The sequence below is a fragment of the Paenibacillus solani genome (genome assembly GCF_050475945.1).
In the GTDB taxonomy this organism is placed as follows: domain Bacteria; phylum Bacillota; class Bacilli; order Paenibacillales; family Paenibacillaceae; genus Paenibacillus_AQ; species Paenibacillus_AQ solani_A.
The window spans coordinates 180,593-204,554 of record NZ_JBCMXJ010000005.1; the positions used below are offsets into that span (position 1 = coordinate 180,593).

A 23,962-nucleotide genomic window follows, 5' to 3' on the forward strand; every position below is an offset into this window, starting at 1 on the left:
CATACATTTAAAAAAGCAGGACTAGCTCATCACTCCATTTCAACGAAGGATGATATTGTGTGAACATACAGAAAATACGCCATCTAAGAAATACATATTCCTATGGCCTTATTTTCAGGAGGTTCTTCCTCATTACTGCTGGCTCCATACTACAAGCTTTTGCCATGTCCGTATTCTTGTTTCCTCACGCCATTCCCTCCGGGGGAGGTGCCGGAATCGCAGTCATTCTCAACCACGCATTCAGTATTCCCATCAGTATCGGGCTGTGGTTAGCCAATTTTGTTTTCCTAGTCTGTACAGTCTCTTATCTTGGCAGCGTTAGTGCCTTCGGGACCATATTTGTAATAACAGTTACTTCCGTGTCCGTTAATTTCTTCGAGGTGTTTGTAGAACCTCCGTTTGGAAACGTATGGATCGATCTTCTATTCGGCTCTGTCCTTCTTGGAAGCGGCGTCGCCATCCTCATCAGGCAGCGGGTGTCCAACGGAGGAATAGGATATGTAGCTCTGGCGATTTACAAATACAAAAGAATCAACCCAGGCACCTCTTTATTCTGGATGAATGGTATTATATTCGCCTTTACCGCCTATGTAATCGATTGGAAAATTATCATTCTTGCCGTAATATGCCAATGGCTATCGACCCGGATGATAAACTGGATTCACCAGTTCCCTTCGCCCAAATCGACCTATAAACCCGCTTGGCGCAAAAAGTGAACGTAGACATTTCCTTTATTTTAATCTATGGTTTCCAGAACAACTGTCTTTCCGAAGTCATCACTTAATAGGATTTCTATTAATCTAGACGCTGTATATTCTGGCGATTGCAGCTTCCCTTCCTCTGATAGCTTGATAAATTCATTAACATACGGAAAATGTTCCAAACTTACGGATCGAATGTCAGATTGTAGTTTGGTATCTATCATGCCGGGATAAACAGCAGCAATTTTCGCAGGAAAATCAACAAGTTCTTGTTCTAGGGCCATACTTTTTGTAAATGAGTCAAGACCCGCTTTAGCAGTACTGTAGCAGCTTTGCGATGGCAGCAAATATTTAGCTGAGGCAGAGGAGATATTCAGGATTCTCTTGTCCGCATTCATATGTTTCGTCCATTTTAGATAATTGGAGCTAATAACCATCGGAGCTACTAAGTTCAAGTGAATATTGTCTATGATTTGCTCAGTTTCTATAAGCTCAATGGGACTGACTGGATTCAACATCGCGGCATTATTGATCAAATAGATGGCGTCATCATTGGAATTCAGGTGAACCTTATGAAAAATATCACCAAAGAGCTGGTCAATCCCGCTCAAGTTAAGTAAATCATAGCTAATATAATCAAGTGTAGCGTTCTTCTCCTTCGCTTGATCCACCAGCCCTTGGTTAACTGACCGAGATATGCATAACAAATGATGGTTCTCATCCATCAATTGTGCAGCCAACGATTCACCGATCCCTCTTGACGTACCTGTAATTATAAAATACTTCATCTATCAAACTCCTCTACGTCTCTGGATATCAGCCTTTGGTTTCAAGAGGCCTATTGAGAAGCTGTTTCACTTTCAGGCCAAATAGGACACAACAAGTCAAGACGGCACAGAAATCTGCGATCGGTTCTGCAAGAATGACAGCATCGGTTTTCGAAGTAAAGAACATAGGAAGTAAATACACCAACGGGATCAGCAATATAATCTTACGCAACACAGCAATGAATATCGAAACTTTAGCTTGACCAAGCGCAATAAATACTTGTTGAAACGCTAATTGCAAACCATAAATGCAGGTCCCTAAAAAGAATACTTTCATTAGCTTCGCAGTTAGTGCAATCAACTCAGGATTGTTCGTGAAAATCATAATAGGCAGCTCCGGCAAAAAAATAGCTATGCTCCACATCGCTAGTCCGAATACACCACAAAAAATGCTGCAAAACACTATGGTTGATTTCACTCGTTTTAGATCACCAGATCCGTAATTGTATCCGATAATAGGCTGTGCTCCTTGTGCAAAACTCGTCAACAACAATGTGAATATTTGCATAAGGCTGCTCATAATTCCCATGGCTCCTATGTACAGATCTCCACCATATCTGGCAAGTGATGTGTTAAATACAATTTGGACAAGGCTTTCTGTCGATTGCATGATAAACGGGGAGAGCCCTAATGCGAGCACACTACCTGCTATTTTAGTACGCAAGCCCATGTGTCTTATTCGAAGGCGCAGATTCGATTTTTTCGAGATTAAAAACCTTAATACCCAAGCTGCCGAGAATGTCTGCGAGATGACAGTTGCCAGCGCTGCCCCTTGAACTCCCATCTTCAGACCAAAGATAAAAATAGGATCAAGAATGATGTTAATAGCTGCACCTACGCATATCGTAAACATGGCAGTTTTCGCAAAACCTTGAGCAGCTATAAATTGATTCAAGCCGAGCGAGATTAATACGGGCCCCGTTCCGATCAAACAAATGGTGAGATAATCATTGGCATAGGGTAATGTGTCAGGACTTGCTCCGAATAAAGTTAGAATCTGACTCTTAAAGAACAACAAAGCTATCGTCAATCCCAAGGACGCGATCAACAACATTGAAAAGCAGCTTCCCAATAATTCCTCGGCCTTATCGTGTTTTCCCTCCCCCATCTTAATCGAAGCTAACGGAGCTCCCCCAAATCCGATAAGTGCAGAGAATGATCCGATCATCATAATGATCGGAAATACAATCCCAATGCTGGTCAAAGCAATTGTACCGGTGCCCGGCATCCTGCCGATAAACATTCGATCGACCACATTGTAAAGCGCATTAATTAACTGAGCTACAACGGCCGGTGCTGCGAGTGAGAGAATGAGCTTGGGGATTTTTTCATTAGCAAATCGGTTATTCATCATAACGTTCATTCCATTAACTCCTTATGAAACAGTTATTAAGTGAATAGTCGGAGTATGGATATACTTAAGTCATTTCCTCTGATTATATCCTCTATCATTATAGCATAATATTTATGATGAAATCGGGCTAACACAATATGATTTTGTATCATTAAACCCTTCTATTTTTGATTTTAAAGGACTTTAAACACCGCGTTAATGATCCTATACAATAATTGAATATAAATCCCGTACAAAGGAAGTTAGAAGGTCATTAGAGAGATGGTTTTGATGGTGGTTTTCAAATTAAATTGCTAATTTACATTGGTAAATTTATAAAAGCCGCCAATATGGCGACTTTCACACCTTCAACTTATATTTCCTCAAACATCGCATCCGCGACAAGAAACGATATGCCATCGTACACATAACGCAGCCTTACCGCGACCGGGAATTCGCCTTGCCATACTTGAACCGGCATGGACGCATACAGGGTGTTTCCTTCCACTGAGAAGTTAACAATACTGCCAAGAGCCGGCTCACCCTGCCAAATGCCAGCCTCCTCTTCATTATATTTGAAGGTTCGTGTCTCATCATCCAGCTTAATTCGAACGATGCGTTTCCCCGCTTCCGTTTTGACATCAGCCTGTATCTTGGACTCTGCCGTGAGCACCGGATCAGCAGCTTTCACTTCAGTGAAATCACTCCTAAGCAGCCTAAGCACAGACTCATGTACACCGGTACCATAACCGGTTGTCAAAATGATAGCCAACACATCCTGCTCATTATCCAGGGCGGTCAATAAACCGGCTTCCGGATAATAGGAGTCGTTGTTCACATTGCTCCAATCTTGAAAGATTCGTTCCTTATCTTTATATTGAACGCGGATTGAGCGAATCATGCCCTCATTCGGTGATAGAGTTCCCGTTATCTTCAGGCCCATCTTCGGATCTTCTTTTAAAGTTACCGTTCGTCCCTTTACTGCTTCAGACTCATATTCATCTAACGGAGTGCCCGTTTCGTCCGTATTCACCAGCTCGATAAGTGAAATTTTGTGAGTATTATTACGAATCGTAACGTCTATCGTCTCCTGATAAACCATAGGAATTGAATCTCGCAGCTGCAGTCGGAGTCCATACACGGTTTGCCCCTCTTCTGTACGGACCTCTTGTACGTAAACTTCGTATACCCATGGACTGGATACGTCAAAGCGTTCGAGGGGCTCCTTAACCTCAGGAGTCTCCCAAATGTCCGGGGTTGGTCCGCCCCAGATGCCTAATTCCCGATTCATGAACGCAAGAGCCAGCTTCACGATGGTGTCATCATTACCCTGAAGTCCCTCACGATCGAAGCTCCACCACTCAAAGCCGCCTCCGCCTCCTGGCTCAAAGCTCGATTCATAAGAGCCTCCCCCCTGCGTAGTCGGACTTGGGTCAGCCGGATTGTGGTTAGGAGCTTCCTTGATTCCGAACCATATCCCTGCGCCCAGTATAAGCAGCAAAGCAGGGATAAAGACCATAGCTGTACGACGAAAGCGATGCCGAGAACGTTTCCCTTCTATAACCTTAATCCGTTGTTCTACACGTTCCATCAAATCTGCATGAAATTGCTGCTTCTTAAAAGGGCGTATTGCCAATCTGCGATTCCAATCAGGTCTCCAATCACTCATCGTCCTTCACTCCCTTCCATTCAGCGGCTACTTTCTTTTTAGCTCTGTGAATTCTGGATTTAACTGTCCCTGTCGATAGTCCTGTAATGGTCGATATTTCCTTCATAGACAGCTGATAATGGACACTTAATACGAGCGGGTCACGAAATTTACCAGGCAGCTGCAGAACCTGATGCCACAATTCATCAGCGATTTCCTGCTCAAAGTATTCTGACTCCGCAGACGGCGAAGATGGTCCCCGATTTATCCGGTTCAGCCCATCGTCAGATGTTCTATCGCCAACCAGCACGACTCTTCGCATAAACGTCCGTTTCAGATAGGATAGTGCAGTATTTCGCGTGATTTTGAGCAGCCATGTCTTGACTGAGGACTCACCTCGAAACGAAACAAAATGTTGATAGGCTTTTATAAACACATCTTGTGCGACATCATCTGCTGTATGTGTATTTTTAGTGATGACATAAGCATAACTCCACACGTCTTCGCCATAGGTTTCCATAAGCATTCGAATATCCGGTAGGTCCTTTTCCGCGGCATGCAGAATCTGCATCTCTCTCAAGTCCTTCTCCTCCCCCTTTAATCAAACTGACTCCATGAGCAAGGTGAAAGTTCCCAACCCAAGATAATAAATATCAAAGACTGCTCAGAAGATAAATTGAAAATGTGTAGGACAAGTACATACACTATAATTAATGTCATTAATAACACTAACAATAGCAGCATCAATGCGCTTTTAACGAAATTTATATTAACGTAGAAAAGTGAAATGTAATGATTGGATCATCTAATGCCAGAAAATTATTTCTTGGGTAATCGCAAAAATCACACACTTTCGACAGATGATTCGACTCCCACCAATCCGACTTCCTTCTGCACCGGCTCATACGCTACAACTGTGGCTGTAAATCTCCCCCTCCCTACCTAGCCGTTCCATACATAAAATACGCCAAATGAGGGATACTCTCTTTACTAACCAAAAATATATCCCTACATATGGAGATTAGAATCCATGGCTACGATAAAAAAGCTGTCTCTGATTGATGTTTACTTTATTATGCTGTTATCTTTAGGGATCACCAATCATGTTACGCTTATCCCACTAATCCTTCAGACTTCAGGCAGGGATGCATGGATGGGCACCCTGCTGACCATGATTCTTCATCTAGGCTGGGTTTATATTTTATATTTCATAATGAAGAGAACCGGTCAACAATCCATCGTCACCTGGTTTAAAGATCATTTTGGTCCTATCGTTGGTTGGATTTTTATTATTATAACCACGCTCTATTTTTTTTGGATGACCATGGTGATTCTAAGAGAAACCACAACATGGATCGGAGTCACCTATCTGCCCCAAACACCAAAAATAGTCGTCACCCTGTCGATAATGCTGCTCTGCTTGTATGTGGCGAATAACGGTCTTCGCTCTATCGCCATTATATCCGGCATATTGCTGCCGATTGTATGGGTGCTGGGTCACTTAGTGGCAATATCAAATCTCGAATACAAGGATTACTCCTTGTTGACTCCGTTGTTTGTGGATGGATATACCCCTTTGTTCAATAGCATGATCGTGGCAGGCGGAGGATTTATGGAGATGATTCTGCTGATCTTCCTTCAGCATCACATGAAACGAACCATGCATTACCTTCACATCGTAATATTAGCTATATTGCTGGGTGGATTAACGCTGGGACCTTTAATGGGCGCAATTGCCAGTTTCGGTCCTGTTCCGGCAATGGAATCCCGCTATCCGGCATATGAACAATGGATGCTTGTGACACTTACGAAATATATAAGCCATGTAGACTTCCTTGCTTTATATCAATGGATCTCTGGAGCACTTATCCGAATTTCGTTATTTTTGTTCATCATTGCTGAGGGTATTTCTATGAAATCGTCCAAACGTCGCTTTTGGTCCATTTTGGCCACAAGCGTAATACTATGTTTCGTCCCTCTCATTCCCATAATCGATAGACAACTTGAGTTATTTGTACTGGGTGCATACTCGCTTGAAATTCTCGGTTTTCTATCCGTACTTACAGTATGTATTGCCTTTGCAGTTATATTTAAGACTAAAGCAAAAGGTGGATAGCAAATGCGCAACCACAAACCTCGAATTCAGTTCCGATCAAATATGAAACCAAACGAATCAGATATGGAACGTACTTCCTCTTCGAAACTGTTGGACGAGGAATCTCTGCGTTCCAAGTTTTCTTCTTCTGCCGATGTTGTTTTCAAATCCTTCCCGGAAACTCAGGACTCTCTCCCGGTACGAATGCTGTATAGCGAAGGAATGATTGATTCCAGAGTTATGACTCAATATGTGCTGCCTGATCTGATGGATAAATTACAGCGTTTCCATAATTGGGAGTCCCTGGATAGAGATTTGGAAAACTCGATGCAATGGAGCAAAATCGAGCAGCTCGATGACATTGAAAAGCTCTTGTTCTCTGGACGGGTGATTCTATATCCTCCTTCTGTAAGCAGCTGTTATTCCATTGATATCGCAGACCTTCCTAATCGACAACCCGAAGAGTCCAACACGGAGGTTTCAATCAAAGGAGCGAAAGATGCTTTTACGGAGAATCTGAATACAAATGTGGCACTTGTGCGAAAAAGACTGTGTACAGCCTCACTTCACAATGAGAAATGGACGATCGGAGTTCGCAGCCAAACGAGAGTAGCGCTGTTGTATATATCGGATATCATAAATCCGCACTTCATTGACGAGGCTAAACGACGATTAGAAGGGATCAAAGTCGATGCACTAGTAACCAGCGGTCAACTGGAGGAGGCACTTTCAGATTCTTCGCTCTCCTTGTTTCCGCTTATCGATTATATCGGGAGACCGGATTTTGTCGTTGAGAATTTGCTCCGTGGCCGTTTTGTCATCTTAGTGGATGGTTCGCCAATGGCCTTGATTGGACCTTGCAATTTGCTGGAGCTGTTAAAAACCCCCGAAGATTCCTATTTTCCTTACCATTTCGTCATCTTCGAGCGACTCCTGAGAATACTGGGCCTCCTGCTTGCCATTATGCTTCCAGGATTCTGGGTTGCCTTAACATGCTATAACATGGATCAGCTTCCCTTTTTGCTCCTTGCAACTGTCACCGTCTCCCGATTCGGGCTTCCGCTATCCGCTCCCATAGAGATCCTGTTGATGCTGGGCATGTTTGAATTATTCAGAGAGGCTGGCATCCGGCTGCCCAAAGCTGTCGGTCAAACTCTTGCGGTCTTAGGCGGTTTGATTATCGGTGATGCAGCCATCCGTGCGGGCCTGACGTCACCAACCATGCTGGTAGTTTCAGCCACAACTGCAGTTGCAACCTTCACCTTGGTCAATCAGACACTAAGCGGAACTGTCAGCATTATTCGTCTATATGTGTTGCTGTGGTCTTCCTTGCTTGGCATGCTCGGCTTCTTTATCGGATTATTCAGTATCATTGCATACCTCTCCGTATTGGAATCCTTCGGGCTTCCGTATCTTGCTCCTCTATCACCACTGACTTTCAAGGATCTAATGAGTTCTCTCTTGAAAAAACCGTGGGCTTTCAACAAAGAAAGACCCGAAATGCTTAAAACGATAGATAACACATCTGAAGAGAAGGAACCTGTATGAGATGAGAAGCTGCATCAGCATCATAAAATTCATGTGGTTAATGATAGTACTCAATATGCTCACGGGCTGCTGGGACATCAAAGAAGTGCAAGACATAAACTACATCACAGCGATTGGCATTGACCAAGAGGATGGTAAATTTGTCGTTTACACGCAGATGATGGACTTTTCATCTGTAGCCAAAAGCGAATCGGGAAAGACGGACAAGCCCGCCCAAGTATGGACGTCCAAAACCAGTGGCAAAACGTTCGATATGGCAGTAAACTCAATGTATAATTCGGCGCAGGTACGCACAAGCTGGAGCCACGTCTCTTGCATTCTCATTAGTAATAACGTATTGAAATCGAATGTTCTAACCAAACTGGATACCATCGGTCGCTATCAGGAAATTCGGATGACACCATGGGTATATGGAACAGAAGAATCAATCGAACAATTATTTAATGTTCCCGCATTCTTTAATCTCTCTCCATTAAATACGTTGGCTCATGAACCTGCCGAGGAGTACAAGCAGAGATCCTATGTTCTTCCGCTTCGATATTTCGACTTCATGTCCTTGATGACAGAACCAGCAAGTACGGTGCTCCTCCCTAGTCTATCGGTCGATAACAAGACTTGGAGTCTAAATCAAAAAGAAAATCCGAAGCTGACTATTAACGGAGTATTCGCAATATCTAATGGAGTATCCAAAGGCTTATTCACCAATGACAAACTCACAGGTTTACGCTGGTTAGAAACCAGCACAAAACGATCACCGCTACCAATCACAAGTAAGAACGGTGAGTATGCTGGAGTCGTGGTATTAACCAAACCTAAAGTTCGTAAGAAATTAGACATAGTCAACGGAATACCCAAATACCGGGTGCATGTAAAGTTGCACGGTAATGTAGTAGAAGCTCTTAATAACCTAAACAAAACTCAACTAGAAAAGCTGGTTGCATCCGAGGTTCGTGATGAAATCCTGGCTACGTTTAAAAATGGAGTAGCTATAGATACGGACCTGTACAGCTTGGAGCATGTGTTGTTTAAGAAGGACACCCGTCTTTGGAAAAAAATCAATAAGTCGTCAGCCCAGCCGATTGATCCAGATTCGCTGGAAACCGTCCATGTAGAGGTTCATCTGGATCATGCAGGCATGAAATTGCTGCACCATCACAATGGCTCGCTTAATCCTGCAAACCAATACGAAACTGACCCCTGACACTCTGCGACTTAATAAGAATATCAACGATACAGGCAGCCCTTTCTTATCACTAAGAACGGCTGCCTGTTTGTTGCGGATTATTCCTTAATGTATATATGTTAAAGATCTTAATCGTCGTCGTTGTTCAAGTGAACCACCATGCCTGTTTTATCGTCGGATTTTTTGAATCTGGCATGTGTCAAGCACTCGGGGTCAGCTTCTTCAATTCCCAGTAAATCATGTGCATATTGCTCCAAGCCCTTCTCAAGTATACGCTGTGCGGTATATTCCCAATAGGATTGGTCAACGGGTATATCCTTAGGAGGCCAGAATAGTCCGTCCGTTAAGAGAATTACATGCTTTAATCGTGATTTGTTAATATTTCCATATTCTAGAAATCGAACAGCTTGGGGCTCACCGTTCAGTACTCCATAACCTTCATCCGTGTTACTCTTAAAACGATTTTCCCTGATCGTGTCAATAACTGTCTCGTGCAGGTCTTTTTGACTTGATAATCCCTGACTCACACCTTCCTCCCATTTTGCGATAGCCGAGGATTCTAAATGAGCGACTTGTCTCCAGGTTAACGGGCGCACTGCTCCATCTTGGTATACGGCAATAATCATGCAGTCGCCGGTCTGTATAAATTCCAATCGATCCTCATGAAGACGTACAAGAGCCATGGCCGTACCCCAGAGCCCGTCTTTCTTCTCCATATCGATATTGGCTTTCAGCATTAGTTCTCTTAGCTTTTGGTTCGCTTCCGCAGCATGCTCTATAAGTTGTTCAGCTCGTTCCAGAGATTCGAAGTAATTCTTCACCGCTTGAGCCGCAATGAAACCTCCAGTTTCCTTCTTGTCGCTGAGGTAGGGGACAATGGATGAAACTCCATCTAACACGCCATACAAAGCGGCTCGTTCGTTTATGATAAGTGCGTCTTCATTTAAGAAATGGATTCCCCTAAGCGTGAATTGCTCAATGATTACCATTATGATCCTCCTGTCGTGGATACAATTTTATTACGAGATAGGCTATTTGCTCCTCGCAGCCCTCCAAAACACTAGACATGTTATTAGCAGCGCAAGCAGAAAACTACTGATTGCCGGGACGACAAGCTGCAGCACATATCCCAGTCCTTCCCCTTCAACCACGGATACCCATGCAATAAGCATAACTACAACATACACAGCGGCCATTAGACACCAGAAAGGGAAGCATGAATAAGTAGAATGCTGTCTTCCATGATGCGGTACGAATAAATGACGGTGAATCCACCAAGCGATAAGTACCAAGCCCACTAGACTGCTGCCATGCTGGCATATTTTATATACCGGAATTTGAAGAGAATCAATGTATATGACTTGGCTCAAAAGAGAAATCCAATTAACGATCCATGCTCCCTTATGCGTAAACTGATCCCACAGCAGATGCGTACCTACACCTGTCATTCCCAGCAAGAACACGGTTAACCAACCGATTGGAGTGGCCGGCAGCTTCCCGTTCCGATTCCACCGGTAAGGGAACCAAGAAGGTAAATAGACATATAGCACCGGTCGAACCACTATCTCGAATATAATATACAACAATACAACCAAGGGAAGATTAAACGTCAGAATCCCTAGTCCCTCATGACTCCAAACGGCTGAAGCACGAAATCGCAGGAAATACTCAAAATCGGGGGCCATGCACCCGATGATGAGAGCGGATACCGGCAAAGTCTTCTTCTTCCACCAAGGCATCGTGATTACGGGGTGAGCGAATGTAAACGGCATGTTATCTCCTAACTGAGGTATAATATGATATCTAGCCATCCATATTTTACTATTCTATCATTTAAGAACGCCATAGGGATAACTTCGCCAACTAAAAAAGGGACAGGCATCAGCCTGTCCTTTCATGTCCTTCTATTACAGCAGTTCGCGCGCGAGCAGGCGGTAGACCTCCAGCCGTTTCTCTTGCGAATGCGGTATGCTGCATATCATTGCCTCGTGGAATCCATAATGTGCTTGCTCTTCTTGTAAACGTGACGCAATATCTTTAACCGCGCCGACAAGATGAATCTTGCGTCCTTCCTGAATAGCCATCCGGTCGATCTCAGTAAGTGATACAGCCTGTGCTTCTTCTGGTGTCAGCACCTGCGTAATGCGGCCCTTACTCATCATCAACCGAAATATATCCTGCGGAAGCGCCTCATACTCGGCCTCTTCCTTCGTTTCGGCTGTCGTCACCATATAGGATACGTTAATTTCCGGCTTCTCCATGAATTTGGATGACTTGAAGTTATTACGATATTGATCCAATATATCATTGCTCATCGCACCATTAAAGAATTGCGCAAAGGAATAGCCGACACCCATCTGAGCCGCTTGCTGCGCACTGTTGCCGCTGGACCCAAGCAGCCATACTTCAGGCAGGGCGACACCCGTTGGAGCAGCAGCGTTCTTGGCATACAGTTCATCATCCGGTATCTCATCGCACAGAAGCTGCATGGTAACTGCAAGCTTATCATACATGTTATGAAGCATAAGCTGCCGACCTTCCGACAATGCATACATGGCGCTTGTATCACCGCCGGGTGCTCGGCCTACGCCGAAATCAATCCTACCAGGAGTATAAGCACTTAATGTCTTAAACACTTCCGCCAGTTTAAGAGGAGAATAATGCATCATCATGACGCCTCCGGTGCCGATACGAATTCGCTGAGTTCTTGCGGCAAGCCGTGCAGCTGTCACTTCAGGGGCGGAGCTGGCAAACGTATGACCACCATGATGCTCGGCCATCCACATTCTGCTATAACCCAATTCATCTGCGAGAATCGCCAGCTCTTCGGCTTTATGCAAGGCACCTTCCGCCGTGTTACCGCTTGTTACAGGTGCCTGATCCAATACGCTTAATCTCATGCAATTCCATCCCTTCTTCGGTCAGATGACCATTCTCTTGCTGACCCATTCCTCTAAAGCAACTATTTTGTCCTTAAATGGTTCACTGCGCATTTCTTCTGATAACGAAGCAATAGTCTCTCGCTTCAATACCTCTTTCCAGGAGGATTCAGCCTCTTCCATCAAATCGGTTAGCAGGCAGCAGCTCTCCTCTCTCTCCAATTCCAGCATGTCCTTGAGGATACCGTGGGATGAGTACAGGGATTGCTGTCCTTCCACTGCGAGATACACATCATATACACGGATATGCTCAGCCTTCTGTTTTAACCTGAACCCGCCCTTCATACCGGGAACTGATGTAATTAGGTTGGCAGTTACCAATTTCCTCAACAATTTTTGAAAATAAGTTGCCGATGTTCCGAGCTGCTGGCTTATGGCTTCACCAGGCAGCACTGCTTTACCCGGAAGCATATTCAGCAGCAGCAGAGCATACACCGACTGCTCCACGCCGGTTTTCATGTGCACGACTAACACCTCAATAATAGAGAGACATAAGGAATCCCAAATCAATTTCATTCGATTCTCTAAAAGTGGATAATGATTATCCACGTTATATCTTATTTTAAACAGTAAACACTTCAATAGCAAACCCAACCACCAGCGTCAGGTAGTCGTAATTGGGAAACACCGAGATTTGGTCATGCTCCTCTTAATCCCTTATACTGGATAAGAAACTATCTTTTTCGAGAGGAGACCATATCCAATGCATGCGAACGAATCTCTGAAAAATAAGTTGTTTACGAAGGAATTTACACATAATCCATACCCTGTTTACGAGAAACTAAGGCAAAGCGAGCCCATTCTCAACCTGCAATTTCCGGATGGACGATTCGGCTGGCTTATAAGTAACTACGACCATGCCGCAGCTGCTCTTAAGGATAGTCGTTTTATTAAAAATGTCGCAAAAGCATTCGGTGAGGAACACACCAGTGTATTCAGTACCAACATGCTGTTCTCCGATCCTCCCGATCATAAACGGCTTCGCGGTTTAGTACAGAAGGGCTTTACACCGCAGAGGATTGCGGATATGCGGGATCATATCCAGGAAATTGCAGACAGTCTTCTAGACGCTGTCTCATCCAAGGACACCATCAACCTTATTGACGAGTATGCCTTCAAGCTGCCCATTATCGTCATTAGTGAAATTCTTGGTGTACCGACTGAGGACCAGGATATGTTCCGAGTATGGTCCAACTCCATCATCGGCGCTTCTAATCGGGTAATGGATGAGCAAGTTGGCCGCCATATGAATGAGTTTATAGCTTATTTGAAGAATTGGTTTGCCAAGGTTCGCGAGAATCCCGGCGACGATATGATCAGTCAACTGGTCATTGCCGAGGATCAAGGTGATCGATTATCCGAGCAAGAACTATACGGCGTTGTGACATTAATGATCATCGCTGGTCATGAAACGACCGTGAATCTGATTGGAAATGGTGTAATCACACTCTTGGAGCATCCGGATCAGCGCAAGCTATTGCAGGAGCAGCCCGAACTCATTCACAGTGCTATCGAGGAAATGCTTCGATATAATGGACCCGTGGAATTCAGCACGTCCCGCTGGGCAGCTGAAGATATGGAATTCCACGGCGTTCACATGAAAAGAGGGGACCTGGTGGTCATAGCCTTGAATTCTGCCAATCGGGATGCCGCTCAATTCGAGAATCCGGAAATATTCGATATCTCTCGAGAGAAGAGCCAACATTTAGCCTTCGGCAAAGGGATTCATCTCTGCCTTGGGGCACCGCTCGCCAGGCTGGAGGGTGAAATCGCAATCAACACCTTACTCAGGCGTTATCCGCATTTCGAGCTTCAGTCGGATATCGATCAGCTTGAATGGCGACCTGGTATGATTGTGCGGGGCGTAAAGGAAATCCCCCTGCACCTTCATCCGAAAAGCACGACTTAGGAACTCTTTTCCTTAACCTTAATTCCATATTCCTTTACCCTTACATCATATATTTGAGGCGGATCCATTCGTTGGATCCGCCTTTATCTTTTCCCAAGCTATCGTTTCCACTTACAAAAATCATCTGTTGTTAACATAATATTTAATATGTTTACACTTTAAATAGCCGTTATGGTTATGGAAAGAATGGGCAAGCTAAACACTATAACTATGAAAAGGAATGAAGTGTATGGAGCAAGAAAAAACAGCGGATTATGCCATGCAGCGTGCGAGATTCTCAGCTCGTAATCTGGGATCCGGCGTTTTATTCGGTTTGGGACTGGTCGGTTTTATCGACGAGGCGGTGTTTCACCAATTGCTGCACTGGCATCATTTCTATGACAAAGCCACAAGCGATATCGGTCTTGTCTCCGATGGCTTATTTCATGCTTTCAGTTGGTTCGCAACCATCGGCTCATCTTTTATGCTTGCTGATGTGCACCGCAGGCATGCGTTTTGGCCAAAGCGGTGGATCGGTGGGGTTCTACTAGGAGGCGGTATATTCCAAATGTACGACGGCATTATCCAGCATAAATGGATGCGATTGCATCAAATTCGTTATAACGTGGATATCCGTCCCTATGATTGGATCTGGAATGTGATCGCTGCAATCATGATTATCGTTGGCATTATTCTCATAGTCCGCACTCAAACACGCGTATCTATGACAAAAGGCAGTAAGTCATAATGAGTAAACAGATGATGAGTTTCGTGTCAGTGATGCCTAATTATTCGGTGGATTGGCTCCTTATCGATTGGATCGGAGTTCTATTCATTTTTGTGATGATCTTTATCTATATAGCAGCTGCTTTAATATCCAATCGTAATTATCGAACATGGCCAACCCATCGTTATATTTGCTGGTTAGCAGGAGCAGCATGTATTGGTTTGTCTCTATCAGGACCATTAGCACGACTAGCTCACACGAATTTCACCGCACATATGGTAGGACATTTGCTGCTTGGGATGCTGGGCCCGCTGCTTATTGCGTTCTCGGCTCCTATGACCCTGCTGCTCAGGACGCTTCCTGTGCCTGTCTCCAGACGAATCACGAATGGGCTGAAGAACCAGGCGATCCGTACTCTCATGCATCCAGCGACAGCATCAGTATTGAATATCGGAGGCTTATGGGTCCTGTATACAACCGGGTTATATATGTTAATGCATCACAACCCTTCATTGCATATATTGATTCATATTCATATATTTGCAGCCGGGTATTTCTTTACCGTATCACTAATCTACGTAGATGTGACCCCCCACCGATACAGTTATCGGGTTCGGGCCGTTATCCTGATCATTGCCATAGCCGGACATGGGATACTATCCAAACATATCTACGTCCAACCGCCACAAGGCGTGCCTGCTGAACAAGGAAGACTCGGCAGCATGCTAATGTATTATGGAGGCGATGCCATCGATTTAATTCTGGTATTTTGGCTCTGCATGCAATGGTATAAGTCGGCTCGTCCACTGACATTCGTAACAACTATTCACAACAGAGACTAATGACCATTAACCGGATTATGCTTGGTGTTATCACGGATTTCCTCTGGCAAATGGTTGGAAATGCTCGGTACATTCCGCGGTTTATACTCGATGAGCTCCGACGAATATATGGAAACGGTCATTCTTCCCCCACTCCCGAAAGCCCGGATAAGAACAGGTTGGTTATAAATATTCTCAAATACAAAATCAGGCCCGCCCCAGCTCACGGTAGCATCTCGTCCTGGCAATACATAAGGCACATTTCGACTATGGGAATACCGCTTCACAATCTTAAGCCCCGCCCGATCGATCGCATTATACAATGTAGAAGATACCTGACAGATCCCTCCGCCGACACCCTCAGACAACTCACCTCTCACAATCACACCTGCGCGTTTATAACCTCTGTCCACCGTTCTCATGCCAACCACTTGATTAAACGAAAATGTTTCTCCCGGGAATACAACAGCACTGTCAATGGCTTTGGCGGCTAATGCAATATTGTGCGAACGATTGCTATTATTCGAATTAAAATAGGTGACATAGTAACCGATTGGTTTCACTCGAAGGGAGGCAAGAAGCTCCGTATCCACTTTTGGATAAATAGGATAACTAGGCACTTCGATGGATCTTGCGCCAGTACCGTACCAATACGAATAGTATTGCTCCATTAGCTTACGTCGATCTAGACGGCTTCCATTCTGTCCTGAAACAATCTGATTATTGCTGCCAATTTTAGCGTTCTGGGCTTCCCGGTAAGTTTTCCGCTCAATTGCGTCCACCCACTGATCATATTTCTCCATATCCAGCAACGGAAAAACCACAAGTGCATGCTCGCTTCGATTGACGCTTCCCATGACCTTCCCGTCTTGCGTAATCGTTAAATCATGATTCTCTGGTTCATTCCCTTGCAGGAACAGAAGCGATAGTGCTATAACTGACATCCATTTCAAGCTGGCTCACCTGCTTATCTCTGTGTTTATCCTACTTTAATCTACTCGAATGCTTCGATGCAGCTGTTCTTCTCTTAAGGTATTATGATTGCAAAGACCTTAATTCATTCAAATCTGATCATTCACAAGAAAAAAGAAGCCCCGGCGTCAAGATGGCGCGGACTTCTACTTAAAACCATGAATCAGACTTACCGATTACATCGTGATATTCGACTTTGTATTACGGCTGCGAGGCACAACAAGGAACAGGAAGGAACACACAGCAAGCCATTCAGCAACCCCGATAACCGTCCCCATCGGCGCAGCAGTAGTTCCATCTCCAAGCCCTACAAGAGGACTTGCCGCTGCTCCAAGCAATAAGGGCAGCAATCCCAGAAGTGCAGACGCACTGCCTGAAGTATGTGCTGCTTGCTTCTGCATCGCCAAGGACGTCGTTGTTGCACTAACCATACCGACAGCAGAAACTATAAGGAATAACATCGGTGCAATCAGCATTAATCCGCCCCCAAGCCAAGTAATGGCGAACAGCGAGGTTCCGCCAAATACAGCAATGAGGAGACCGGCCTTCAGCAGCTGGGTTTCACCAGTGCGTGAGGCAAGTCTTCCTGTAATTTGCGAAAAGAGTACGATACCAATGCCGTTCACAGCAAAGAACAGACTGTACATCTGAGGAGAGACACCATAAATATCCTGTAATACGAATGGCGAACCCGAGATATACGCGAACATACCGGCTGATACGAATGCTTGGGAGAGTGCATAACCTATGAATACGCGATCTCGAACCAGCGTACCGAAAGTACGAAAGGTTTGCTGAATGCCTCCGCTGGCTCTCTTCTCCCGGTTTAGAGTTTCAGGGAGACCAAACCATACCGCGAGCAGCATAAGCAGTCCGATCACAAACAGAACAACAAACACGCCTCGCCAAGATACGAAGTTCAGAATAAAAGCGCCAAATACGGGCGCGATAATCGGAGCTAAACCATTGATCAGCATGAGCAATGTGAAGAACTTGGTCAATTCCGTACCGGTGTATAAATCCCGAACAACTGCCCTGGAAATGACAATGCCCGCTGCCCCGCTCGCTCCCTGAATAAACCGGAGCGTAATCAGAATCCATATGCTGGGTGCAAATGCACAGAGCAAAGAAGTGATCGAATAGATCATTAAGGATATAATAAGAGGTCCCTTTCTTCCTCGAATATCGCTCAGTGGTCCTGCTACAAGCTGACCCAGTGCAAGACCCAACAAGAAAGCGGTCAAACTTAACTGAGCGAGTGACGCTGTCGAGCCCAAACTTTCGGAAAGCTTGGGAAGTGCAGGTAAATACATATCAACCGATAGTGGGCCAAAAGCCGATAGCGAGCCAAGAATCAAGGCAAATCGCATTCTTTTACTACGTGTTAACACTAAGGTTGAGCCTGCTTCATTAGTGGAAATCGACATACAATTTGCTACTTCCTTTCCTTTTGCAACACAAAGATGCATGATATATGATAGGAGCACCCCTGCCCGGACTGCTCAATAACTATCCTATCATAGGATAAAAACGATGATAGTGCCATCCGAAATTTCTATGCAAGTGGAAATCGCAAGGTAAATGTCGTCCCGATACCAAGCTCGCTTTTGACGGATATTTTCCCCTCATGGTCCTCCACGATTTTCTGACACAATGAGAGTCCAAGCCCCGTTCCTTCTTCTTTAGTTGTATAAAATGGATCGAAAATTTTGGATAAGTCTTCAGCAGGAATCCCTTTTCCGGTATCCGATACTTGTACTACTGCCATATGTCCCTCCATGCTTAAGGTGATTTGAACTGTGCCCGTAGATTCCATGGCTTGGAAGGAATTACGTATGAGATTGATTAGGACCTGAATGATTTTGTCGCGATCCATAATAATATCCACCGGTATATCACTTAATTCAATTTTAAACAAGTGACCATATGAAGCAGCCTCCGATTTGCATAAGGAATAGACGCTTACCACACAATCCGTTAAGGATTCCTTCTTCATATTGCTGGCATGGGGTTTGGAGAAATGCAAAAACTCTGCTGTCAACTCACCCACCCTTGTAATTTCCCCCATAATAACCTCATACCACGGCTTAATGTTATAGCCCTGACTCTTTGAAAGCTGAATGAAACCTTTAATGGATGTAAGAGGATTTCGTATCTCATGGGCCATGCCGGCAGCCAATTCCCCCACCATTTTCATTTTCTCCGTGCGGAGCACTTCTTCCTGACCCTTCATCCAGGAATTTCGGCGCATCTGAAAGATCCGTTCTTCTGCGGTAGTGATCATCTCTTGATATGTTGTCGCTTCCTGTGGATAGCATGTAATGCTGTAAGTTACCTGTATACCAATATGATCAAAATTAAACTTGCTGCTGTCAATCTCCACATCCACCGGCAGCAATACGGCGAAGCGATCTCCTGCGTACCTGGATGCAGCCAGCATATCCTTCAGGAATAACTCGCGCAAGGCACGAGAAAAGCTGATGAGAATTTCATTGGCGGTCGTAATATTCATCGCGTTTAATGACTTGAAATTGTTGATATCCAGCAATACCAGCTGAAAGGGTTGGTTCGCTTCAATGAGTTGCTGCATTTTATGCAAATAGCCATCATAATTCAGCAAACCCGTTAAAGGGTCATGAAAAGTTAGATAATCATTTTGTTTATATAGCTTCTTCTTCTCGGATTCAAGAAAGCTCACAAAGTAAAATGAGATTACAATCACAAGAGTTGATAAGAAATCAAAAGCAATGACCATAATTTGATACTTGTTAAACGGCATGTAAGTTAAGCGGATAAGAGAATACTGAAGGATGATAAGGAGACAGAGTGGCAGCATTTCCCTGAACCGCTTTTTCTTATGTATGAGATTAATAATCAGAAAGTAATACAACAAAATACACCAATTCAATTGGCTGACATAGTGAAATACACCAAGTAAAAAAATCTGAACATAGCGTAGCCACTCATACTTTCGATCATAGATGACGGACAAACCTAATAGAATCGCGCTGACCAGCAAGGTCAAAACCGATGTATGGTATCCCAGAATCATCGACGAAATCGTGATGAATAGCAATATCAAGGGCACAAATAGGAGCTTAAGCACGATAAATGGCACATAAATCACTCCTGAACGCGAAGTACTAGCGCATAATGTTGAAATTCGGAGGCAAGTTTCACCAAATATGGTACACCATATGCAAGCGTCTGAACAGCAGGAAAACAAGACTTCGGGTAAAATAATGGTATTTTTTCCCGATTATCTTGTTATTCCTGTAAGTAAGAAGCTCATATCCAGTTAGAACTCTTCGAAACGTATCGATAGAAACTGCTTCTTTATGGGATGGTAGGCAACAGTCGCATAAACACCGAACTCTTGTGATCCCTTCTTCAGCCATAATTTGAATTTTTCCTCTGCCAATACGCTGGTCCTATTCGCTAGCGCTTGGGAGAGGTTGGATAAATATCAGACAAAATACACACACTGTGACAGACTATCCAGGAAATCTGAGGTGAATGACTCGTGAGGATCAAGCAGAAGTTACAGTCCATCTTTCTAGTTAGCGATGAGCAATCGGCCCCCCCTCCAACCCCTCAAGAGAATCAACAGGAGGAGAATTTAATAGGAGGAGAACCGGTCACGCTGCAGCATATTCTGGATCAATTCGATGATTCGGCTGACTTCATTCACAAAACGTATCAGAGTGAACATCTGGATCTTCTATATTTCAGTCATTTAGTGAATGAGGACCGACTGGAACGTGATGTTCTCCCCCCTTTGTTAAATGCGGAGTCGCCGGTCGACGTTCTATCTGAACAATCAAAATATGTTCGAGTAACGAATGCAAAGAAATGCGTGGAAGGCATTCTAAGCGGCATGGCAGCTATCTTTTATCAAGAACAAGCATACCTGATCGATGTCATATTTCCGGTATCCCGGACGGTGGCTGAATCCGAAACAGAGTCCATTATCGTTGGCCCGCACGAGGCTTTTACCGAACAGGCTTACACCAATCTGTCATTAATCAGAAAAAGAGTTCAGAGCTCTCATCTCAAAGTCATTCAACTATCCGTAGGCGAGGTGACCAAATCGAGAGTCTATGTTCTTTACATAGAGGACATCGCTAACGAAAAATATATACAAGAAGTCATTAATCGCATCAATCATATTGAGATTGATGCCATTCATGATACCAATATGCTGATTCAATGTATCGACGATGATCCCTATTCAATTTTTGCTCAGTATCTCACAACAGAACGTCCGGATACAATAGCATCCAAGCTTGTCTCGGGTCGAATTGTAGGCATTATGGATGGGAGTCCCACAGCCTTCAGCGCACCGGTCAGCTTTTTTGAATTCTTCTCATCTTCCGATGATTACTACCAGAGGTGGAGCATCGGTACGGCAACATTATTCTTGAGATTTGCGGCTCTGATCATAACCGTGACTTTGACAGCCCTTTACGTCGCGGTAACGTCCTTTCATTATGAGATGGTTCCACAGAATTTGCTCCTGACACTTACGCAGTCGAGAAGCAAGGTGCCTTTTCCCCCGATTATTGAAGCTCTGCTGATGGAGACAACCATCGAGTTGCTGCGAGAGGCGGGGGCACGGCTGCCAACCAAGATCGGTCAGACCATTGGTATCGTTGGTGGTATAGTCATCGGACAAGCGGCAGTACAAGCTGGACTAACCAGTAATATCCTGATTATTTCCGTAGCTTCATCCGCTATCGCTTCATTTGTCATTCCCAATTATGTCATGAGCGCCGCATTTCGCCTGTTCCGATTTGGGCTTATTATTATGGCGGGCTTATGGGGTAACCTGGGATTAGCCATAGGTTTGGCATATATTGTAATACATTTGAGCGGATTAACGAGCCTTGGCTCCTCATATCTGACACCGGTTGCCCCTTTTGAGCCCTATGATTGGAGGGATGTATTCCTGAGACTCCCATTTTCCCAACTCAAAAAGCGGCCAACTCAAGCCAAAACTAAAAATAAGGTCAGACTAAAAATGAAAAGGTGAGGAACATTGAACGAAAAACTATCCCAATTTCACACCGCGATCCTCATCTACATGATTCAAACGGGTGTCTATGTTTTCAGCTTTACGCAGACCGAAGCCAAATATTTTGGTACGAATGGCTGGCTTATCATGATTCCCGTATCCATTCTGGTGTGCCTGAACATCTATGAGATTTATTGGGTATACCGACTCGGAAATGGGCAATCAATCTTCGAAATATTGGAGAAAAGCATACCGAAGTTTATTTTGACCCCATTCTATCTGGCGTTCAGTACGGTCTGGGCGCTGATCGGTTGTCTCGTTGCGAAACAATATGTGCTGATTTTCCAGATGTTTGCATTTCCCACAACTAATCCGATGATATTCAAAATTGCCATAGATATTCTCGCTTTTATGCTTCTGACGAAGGGGTTATATAACATCTCCAAAGCATCGACCGTCTTCTTTTGGTGTACTATCTGGCTGAGTTTTCTCCTTCTTTACTTTATTGGAGATATCCGACTCGTGAGATTAACACCTTATCTTTTTAAGGAAAGCACCAACATGGTTGAAGGCTTTTTTCAAATTTATATGGCCTATTTAGGGTATGAGCTCTGCTTGCTCTTGTTCCCCTATACCGATAAGAAGACTCGATTATTCAAAGCAGTCCTCTATGGACACCTATTGCGTTCAGTCTCCTATGTGATTCTGGGCTTCGTCTCGTTTGGCGTCATTGGAGCTGACATGCTGAAGGTCATGATGTTCCCGTCATTAGATTTGCTGGCTTATATCAAGCTTCCATTTATAGAACGAATCGAGAATCTCTTTTACGGTTTTTTCTTGTTTACGACTCTCATTACCCTTGTGCTTTACTTCTGGGCAGCCGGTGAAAATACCCAGAGAATCTTTCCGAAGATTAAAATGAATGTCCAGTATTTTTTTATCGTTCTGACAGCCTTGCTCATATCCTACATTCCAACCGTATTGGATACCATTCGGGAATGGGTGATGATCCTGAGTTATATCCAGATCGGTTTTGCCTATATAGTTCCCTTGATCTTAATTCTGCTGCTGCTGTGGCAGCGGCGAAAAAAGGCAGTGTGAGATCTTTATGTTAAGAAAAAGTATATGCTTACTCTTTCTATTATGCCTCATTCCTATATCAGGTTGTGGCGATCAACGGATCCTCGAAAAACTGGGGTTCATCCAAACAGTCAGTTACGATCTCCGTCCGGATAATAAGCTAGCCGTTTCGTTTTCGATCCCCCAGGCAGATCCGGAAACATCGGCTAAACGGGAAGTGCTGTCGGCAATAGCTGCAACCAGTAAAGAAGCGACAATGCTGATCTCACGTGAAACAGGCATGATGGTGGTGAGCGGACAGCTGCGCAACGTATTATTCAGTCAAGATATGGCTGCAATTGGTCTCCATGGGCATCTGGATACATTGTATCGAGATCCTTCCATCTCATCTCAGGTAAAAATCAGTATAGTTGAAGGCAGCGCAGGCGAACTTTTGAGTGAAGACTATAAGCAGCATCCGCGTACAGGTCGTTATATCGATTTGCTGCTTAAGAAGGAAGCTATGGGACAGACCATTCCGAGGGTAACATTGTTTACCTTTGCCAGAGACTATTTCGATCATGGTACAGATCCCGTGGCACCCATCCTAAAGCAGCATGAAAACAAATACATTAAGACAAATGGAATTGCGTTGTTTAAAGATGATCGTTATGTAGCTAAGATTGAACCTGAGAACGCATTGATCTTCGCCTTTCTGAAGGACAGCTTCAGAGAAGGTCAGATCAGTCTTGACTTGGCAGAGACCAATGGCGAGAAAGAAGTCGTTATGTTCAGTTCGTTAATCAGTTCACGTAAAGTCAAAGTCATACATGATGCTGAAGGCGCTAAAAAAGTAACATTTCACGTGAAAATTAGTGGATCCGTTCTGGAATACATTGGTGAAGCCAGATTAAGCAATGACCGGGAGCGACATGAGCTGGAGCGGCGGATCAGTAAGAAAATTTCCGAAAAAGCCGATGCCATGATCTCACTAATGAAACAGCATCAGGTAGATAATCTGGGAATCGGTAGGTACGTCCGCAATTCGATCGGTTATGAGCAGTGGAAAAAGATAAATTGGCGCGAGGAGCTGCAGAAACTGCCGGTGGAATGCTCATTTGACGTGAAGATCAAAGATTATGGTAAGTTTCGATAGAATGACCAATCGGATTCGCTTTACGCATAAAAACCATGAACCCCTATGAGG

Annotated in this window: 22 protein-coding genes; 10 read left to right on the top strand and 12 right to left on the bottom strand. The window is 44.3% G+C overall.

All coding sequences use genetic code 11. The features are described from left to right. Positions 1–59 precede the first annotated feature (59 nt). Positions 60–716, top strand: a complete 657-nt coding sequence (locus ABEQ74_RS02515) for a YitT family protein (RefSeq protein ID WP_430119110.1) — start codon at positions 60–62, stop codon at positions 714–716. A gap of 20 nt (positions 717–736) precedes the next feature. Here the strand turns inward: ABEQ74_RS02515 and ABEQ74_RS02520 are convergent, their stop codons facing one another. From ABEQ74_RS02520 to ABEQ74_RS02535, 4 genes are all read right to left on the bottom strand, one after another. Continuing rightward, a complete protein-coding gene (locus ABEQ74_RS02520) occupies positions 737–1,489 on the bottom strand; it encodes a (S)-benzoin forming benzil reductase (RefSeq protein WP_430119112.1) in 753 nt (250 codons plus the stop codon). A 28-nt stretch (positions 1,490–1,517) separates the two neighbouring features. Next, positions 1,518–2,891 (bottom strand): MATE family efflux transporter, encoded by a 1,374-nt coding sequence (locus ABEQ74_RS02525; RefSeq protein WP_430119114.1) that lies wholly within the window; start codon positions 2,889–2,891, stop codon positions 1,518–1,520. Positions 2,892–3,234: 343 nt separating this feature from the next. Beyond that, the gene (locus ABEQ74_RS02530) at positions 3,235–4,530 is read right to left on the bottom strand and encodes a hypothetical protein (protein ID WP_430119116.1); all 1,296 of its coding nucleotides are present in this window, start codon (positions 4,528–4,530) and stop codon (positions 3,235–3,237) included. Next, entirely contained in the window at positions 4,523–5,080 is a 558-nt protein-coding gene (locus tag ABEQ74_RS02535; protein ID WP_430120875.1) for an RNA polymerase sigma factor, read from the bottom strand. Before ABEQ74_RS02535 ends, ABEQ74_RS02530 begins: the two co-directional genes overlap by 8 nt. A 459-nt stretch (positions 5,081–5,539) precedes the next feature. On the opposite strand from ABEQ74_RS02535, the gene ABEQ74_RS02540 reads away from it, so the two are divergent. Genes ABEQ74_RS02540 through ABEQ74_RS02550 form a run of 3 tightly spaced genes read left to right on the top strand, consistent with a single transcriptional unit; the run spans position 5,540 to position 9,353 of the window. Beyond that, positions 5,540–6,625, top strand: a complete 1,086-nt coding sequence (locus ABEQ74_RS02540) for a GerAB/ArcD/ProY family transporter (RefSeq protein WP_430119118.1) — start codon at positions 5,540–5,542, stop codon at positions 6,623–6,625. Between the two features lie 3 nt (positions 6,626–6,628). Further along, positions 6,629–8,152: a spore germination protein gene (locus ABEQ74_RS02545; protein WP_430119120.1), complete on the top strand. Its 1,524-nt coding sequence runs from the start codon at positions 6,629–6,631 to the stop codon at positions 8,150–8,152. A gap of 1 nt (position 8,153) precedes the next feature. After that, the gene (locus ABEQ74_RS02550) at positions 8,154–9,353 is read left to right on the top strand and encodes a Ger(x)C family spore germination protein (RefSeq protein ID WP_430119122.1); all 1,200 of its coding nucleotides are present in this window, start codon (positions 8,154–8,156) and stop codon (positions 9,351–9,353) included. A 110-nt stretch (positions 9,354–9,463) separates the two neighbouring features. Here ABEQ74_RS02550 and ABEQ74_RS02555 read toward each other — a convergent pair whose 3' ends face one another. The 4 genes from ABEQ74_RS02555 to ABEQ74_RS02570 all read right to left on the bottom strand — a co-directional run bounded on the left by ABEQ74_RS02555 (position 9,464) and on the right by ABEQ74_RS02570 (position 12,739). Next, positions 9,464–10,324: a protein phosphatase 2C domain-containing protein gene (locus tag ABEQ74_RS02555; RefSeq protein ID WP_430119124.1), complete on the bottom strand. Its 861-nt coding sequence runs from the start codon at positions 10,322–10,324 to the stop codon at positions 9,464–9,466. A 42-nt stretch (positions 10,325–10,366) separates the two neighbouring features. After that, the gene (locus tag ABEQ74_RS02560) at positions 10,367–11,107 is read right to left on the bottom strand and encodes a DUF4184 family protein (protein WP_430119126.1); all 741 of its coding nucleotides are present in this window, start codon (positions 11,105–11,107) and stop codon (positions 10,367–10,369) included. A 135-nt stretch (positions 11,108–11,242) separates the two neighbouring features. Then, complete coding sequence (locus ABEQ74_RS02565) at positions 11,243–12,235, bottom strand: MsnO8 family LLM class oxidoreductase (RefSeq protein ID WP_430119128.1); 993 nt, start codon at positions 12,233–12,235, stop codon at positions 11,243–11,245. A gap of 21 nt (positions 12,236–12,256) precedes the next feature. After that, positions 12,257–12,739, bottom strand: a complete 483-nt coding sequence (locus tag ABEQ74_RS02570; RefSeq protein WP_430119130.1) for an RrF2 family transcriptional regulator — start codon at positions 12,737–12,739, stop codon at positions 12,257–12,259. Between the two features lie 238 nt (positions 12,740–12,977). Between ABEQ74_RS02570 and ABEQ74_RS02575 the strand changes: the two genes are divergently transcribed. From ABEQ74_RS02575 to ABEQ74_RS02585, 3 genes are all read left to right on the top strand, one after another. Then, entirely contained in the window at positions 12,978–14,183 is a 1,206-nt protein-coding gene (locus ABEQ74_RS02575; protein ID WP_430119132.1) for a cytochrome P450 family protein, read from the top strand. Between the two features lie 229 nt (positions 14,184–14,412). Further along, positions 14,413–14,910 carry a DUF2243 domain-containing protein gene (locus ABEQ74_RS02580; protein WP_430119134.1) on the top strand — a complete coding sequence of 166 codons (498 nt, stop codon included), beginning with the start codon at positions 14,413–14,415 and terminating at the stop codon, positions 14,908–14,910. Continuing rightward, a complete protein-coding gene (locus tag ABEQ74_RS02585; protein WP_430119136.1) occupies positions 14,910–15,731 on the top strand; it encodes a cytochrome c oxidase assembly protein in 822 nt (273 codons plus the stop codon). Before ABEQ74_RS02580 ends, ABEQ74_RS02585 begins: the two co-directional genes overlap by 1 nt. Here the strand turns inward: ABEQ74_RS02585 and ABEQ74_RS02590 are convergent. The 4 genes from ABEQ74_RS02590 to ABEQ74_RS02605 all read right to left on the bottom strand — a co-directional run bounded on the left by ABEQ74_RS02590 (position 15,728) and on the right by ABEQ74_RS02605 (position 20,103). Next, positions 15,728–16,654 (bottom strand): VanW family protein, encoded by a 927-nt coding sequence (locus tag ABEQ74_RS02590; RefSeq protein WP_430120877.1) that lies wholly within the window; start codon positions 16,652–16,654, stop codon positions 15,728–15,730. The two genes, ABEQ74_RS02585 and ABEQ74_RS02590, sit on opposite strands and share 4 nt — an antisense overlap. A 204-nt stretch (positions 16,655–16,858) precedes the next feature. Continuing rightward, complete coding sequence (locus tag ABEQ74_RS02595; protein ID WP_430119138.1) at positions 16,859–18,109, bottom strand: multidrug effflux MFS transporter; 1,251 nt, start codon at positions 18,107–18,109, stop codon at positions 16,859–16,861. Positions 18,110–18,237: 128 nt separating this feature from the next. Further along, positions 18,238–19,800 (bottom strand): ATP-binding protein, encoded by a 1,563-nt coding sequence (locus ABEQ74_RS02600; protein WP_430119140.1) that lies wholly within the window; start codon positions 19,798–19,800, stop codon positions 18,238–18,240. A gap of 180 nt (positions 19,801–19,980) precedes the next feature. After that, positions 19,981–20,103, bottom strand: coding sequence for a DUF3889 domain-containing protein (locus ABEQ74_RS02605; RefSeq protein WP_430119142.1), 123 nt, complete (start codon positions 20,101–20,103; stop codon positions 19,981–19,983). A gap of 201 nt (positions 20,104–20,304) precedes the next feature. Here ABEQ74_RS02605 and ABEQ74_RS02610 point away from each other — a divergent pair, with 201 nt between their 5' ends. From ABEQ74_RS02610 to ABEQ74_RS02620, 3 genes are read left to right on the top strand one after another with little or no spacing between them, the layout of a single operon-like run. Continuing rightward, positions 20,305–21,714 carry a spore germination protein gene (locus ABEQ74_RS02610; RefSeq protein WP_430120878.1) on the top strand — a complete coding sequence of 470 codons (1,410 nt, stop codon included), beginning with the start codon at positions 20,305–20,307 and terminating at the stop codon, positions 21,712–21,714. A gap of 6 nt (positions 21,715–21,720) precedes the next feature. Beyond that, positions 21,721–22,797, top strand: a complete 1,077-nt coding sequence (locus tag ABEQ74_RS02615) for a GerAB/ArcD/ProY family transporter (RefSeq protein ID WP_430119144.1) — start codon at positions 21,721–21,723, stop codon at positions 22,795–22,797. A gap of 7 nt (positions 22,798–22,804) precedes the next feature. Continuing rightward, complete coding sequence (locus ABEQ74_RS02620; protein WP_430119146.1) at positions 22,805–23,911, top strand: Ger(x)C family spore germination protein; 1,107 nt, start codon at positions 22,805–22,807, stop codon at positions 23,909–23,911. Positions 23,912–23,962 lie beyond the last annotated feature (51 nt).

Coding starts and splice junctions, on each gene's coding strand:
- ABEQ74_RS02520 (WP_430119112.1), bottom strand. CDS start 1,489: ATGAAGTATTTTATAATTACAGGTACGTCAAGAGGGATCGGTGAATCG.
- ABEQ74_RS02525 (WP_430119114.1), bottom strand. CDS start 2,891: ATGAACGTTATGATGAATAACCGATTTGCTAATGAAAAAATCCCCAAG.
- ABEQ74_RS02530 (WP_430119116.1), bottom strand. CDS start 4,530: ATGAGTGATTGGAGACCTGATTGGAATCGCAGATTGGCAATACGCCCT.
- ABEQ74_RS02535 (WP_430120875.1), bottom strand. CDS start 5,080: ATGCAGATTCTGCATGCCGCGGAAAAGGACCTACCGGATATTCGAATG.
- ABEQ74_RS02540 (WP_430119118.1), top strand. CDS start 5,540: ATGGCTACGATAAAAAAGCTGTCTCTGATTGATGTTTACTTTATTATG.
- ABEQ74_RS02545 (WP_430119120.1), top strand. CDS start 6,629: ATGCGCAACCACAAACCTCGAATTCAGTTCCGATCAAATATGAAACCA.
- ABEQ74_RS02550 (WP_430119122.1), top strand. CDS start 8,154: ATGAGAAGCTGCATCAGCATCATAAAATTCATGTGGTTAATGATAGTA.
- ABEQ74_RS02555 (WP_430119124.1), bottom strand. CDS start 10,324: ATGGTAATCATTGAGCAATTCACGCTTAGGGGAATCCATTTCTTAAAT.
- ABEQ74_RS02560 (WP_430119126.1), bottom strand. CDS start 11,107: ATGCCGTTTACATTCGCTCACCCCGTAATCACGATGCCTTGGTGGAAG.
- ABEQ74_RS02565 (WP_430119128.1), bottom strand. CDS start 12,235: ATGAGATTAAGCGTATTGGATCAGGCACCTGTAACAAGCGGTAACACG.
- ABEQ74_RS02575 (WP_430119132.1), top strand. CDS start 12,978: ATGCATGCGAACGAATCTCTGAAAAATAAGTTGTTTACGAAGGAATTT.
- ABEQ74_RS02580 (WP_430119134.1), top strand. CDS start 14,413: ATGGAGCAAGAAAAAACAGCGGATTATGCCATGCAGCGTGCGAGATTC.
- ABEQ74_RS02585 (WP_430119136.1), top strand. CDS start 14,910: ATGAGTAAACAGATGATGAGTTTCGTGTCAGTGATGCCTAATTATTCG.
- ABEQ74_RS02590 (WP_430120877.1), bottom strand. CDS start 16,654: ATGTCAGTTATAGCACTATCGCTTCTGTTCCTGCAAGGGAATGAACCA.
- ABEQ74_RS02595 (WP_430119138.1), bottom strand. CDS start 18,109: ATGTCGATTTCCACTAATGAAGCAGGCTCAACCTTAGTGTTAACACGT.
- ABEQ74_RS02620 (WP_430119146.1), top strand. CDS start 22,805: ATGTTAAGAAAAAGTATATGCTTACTCTTTCTATTATGCCTCATTCCT.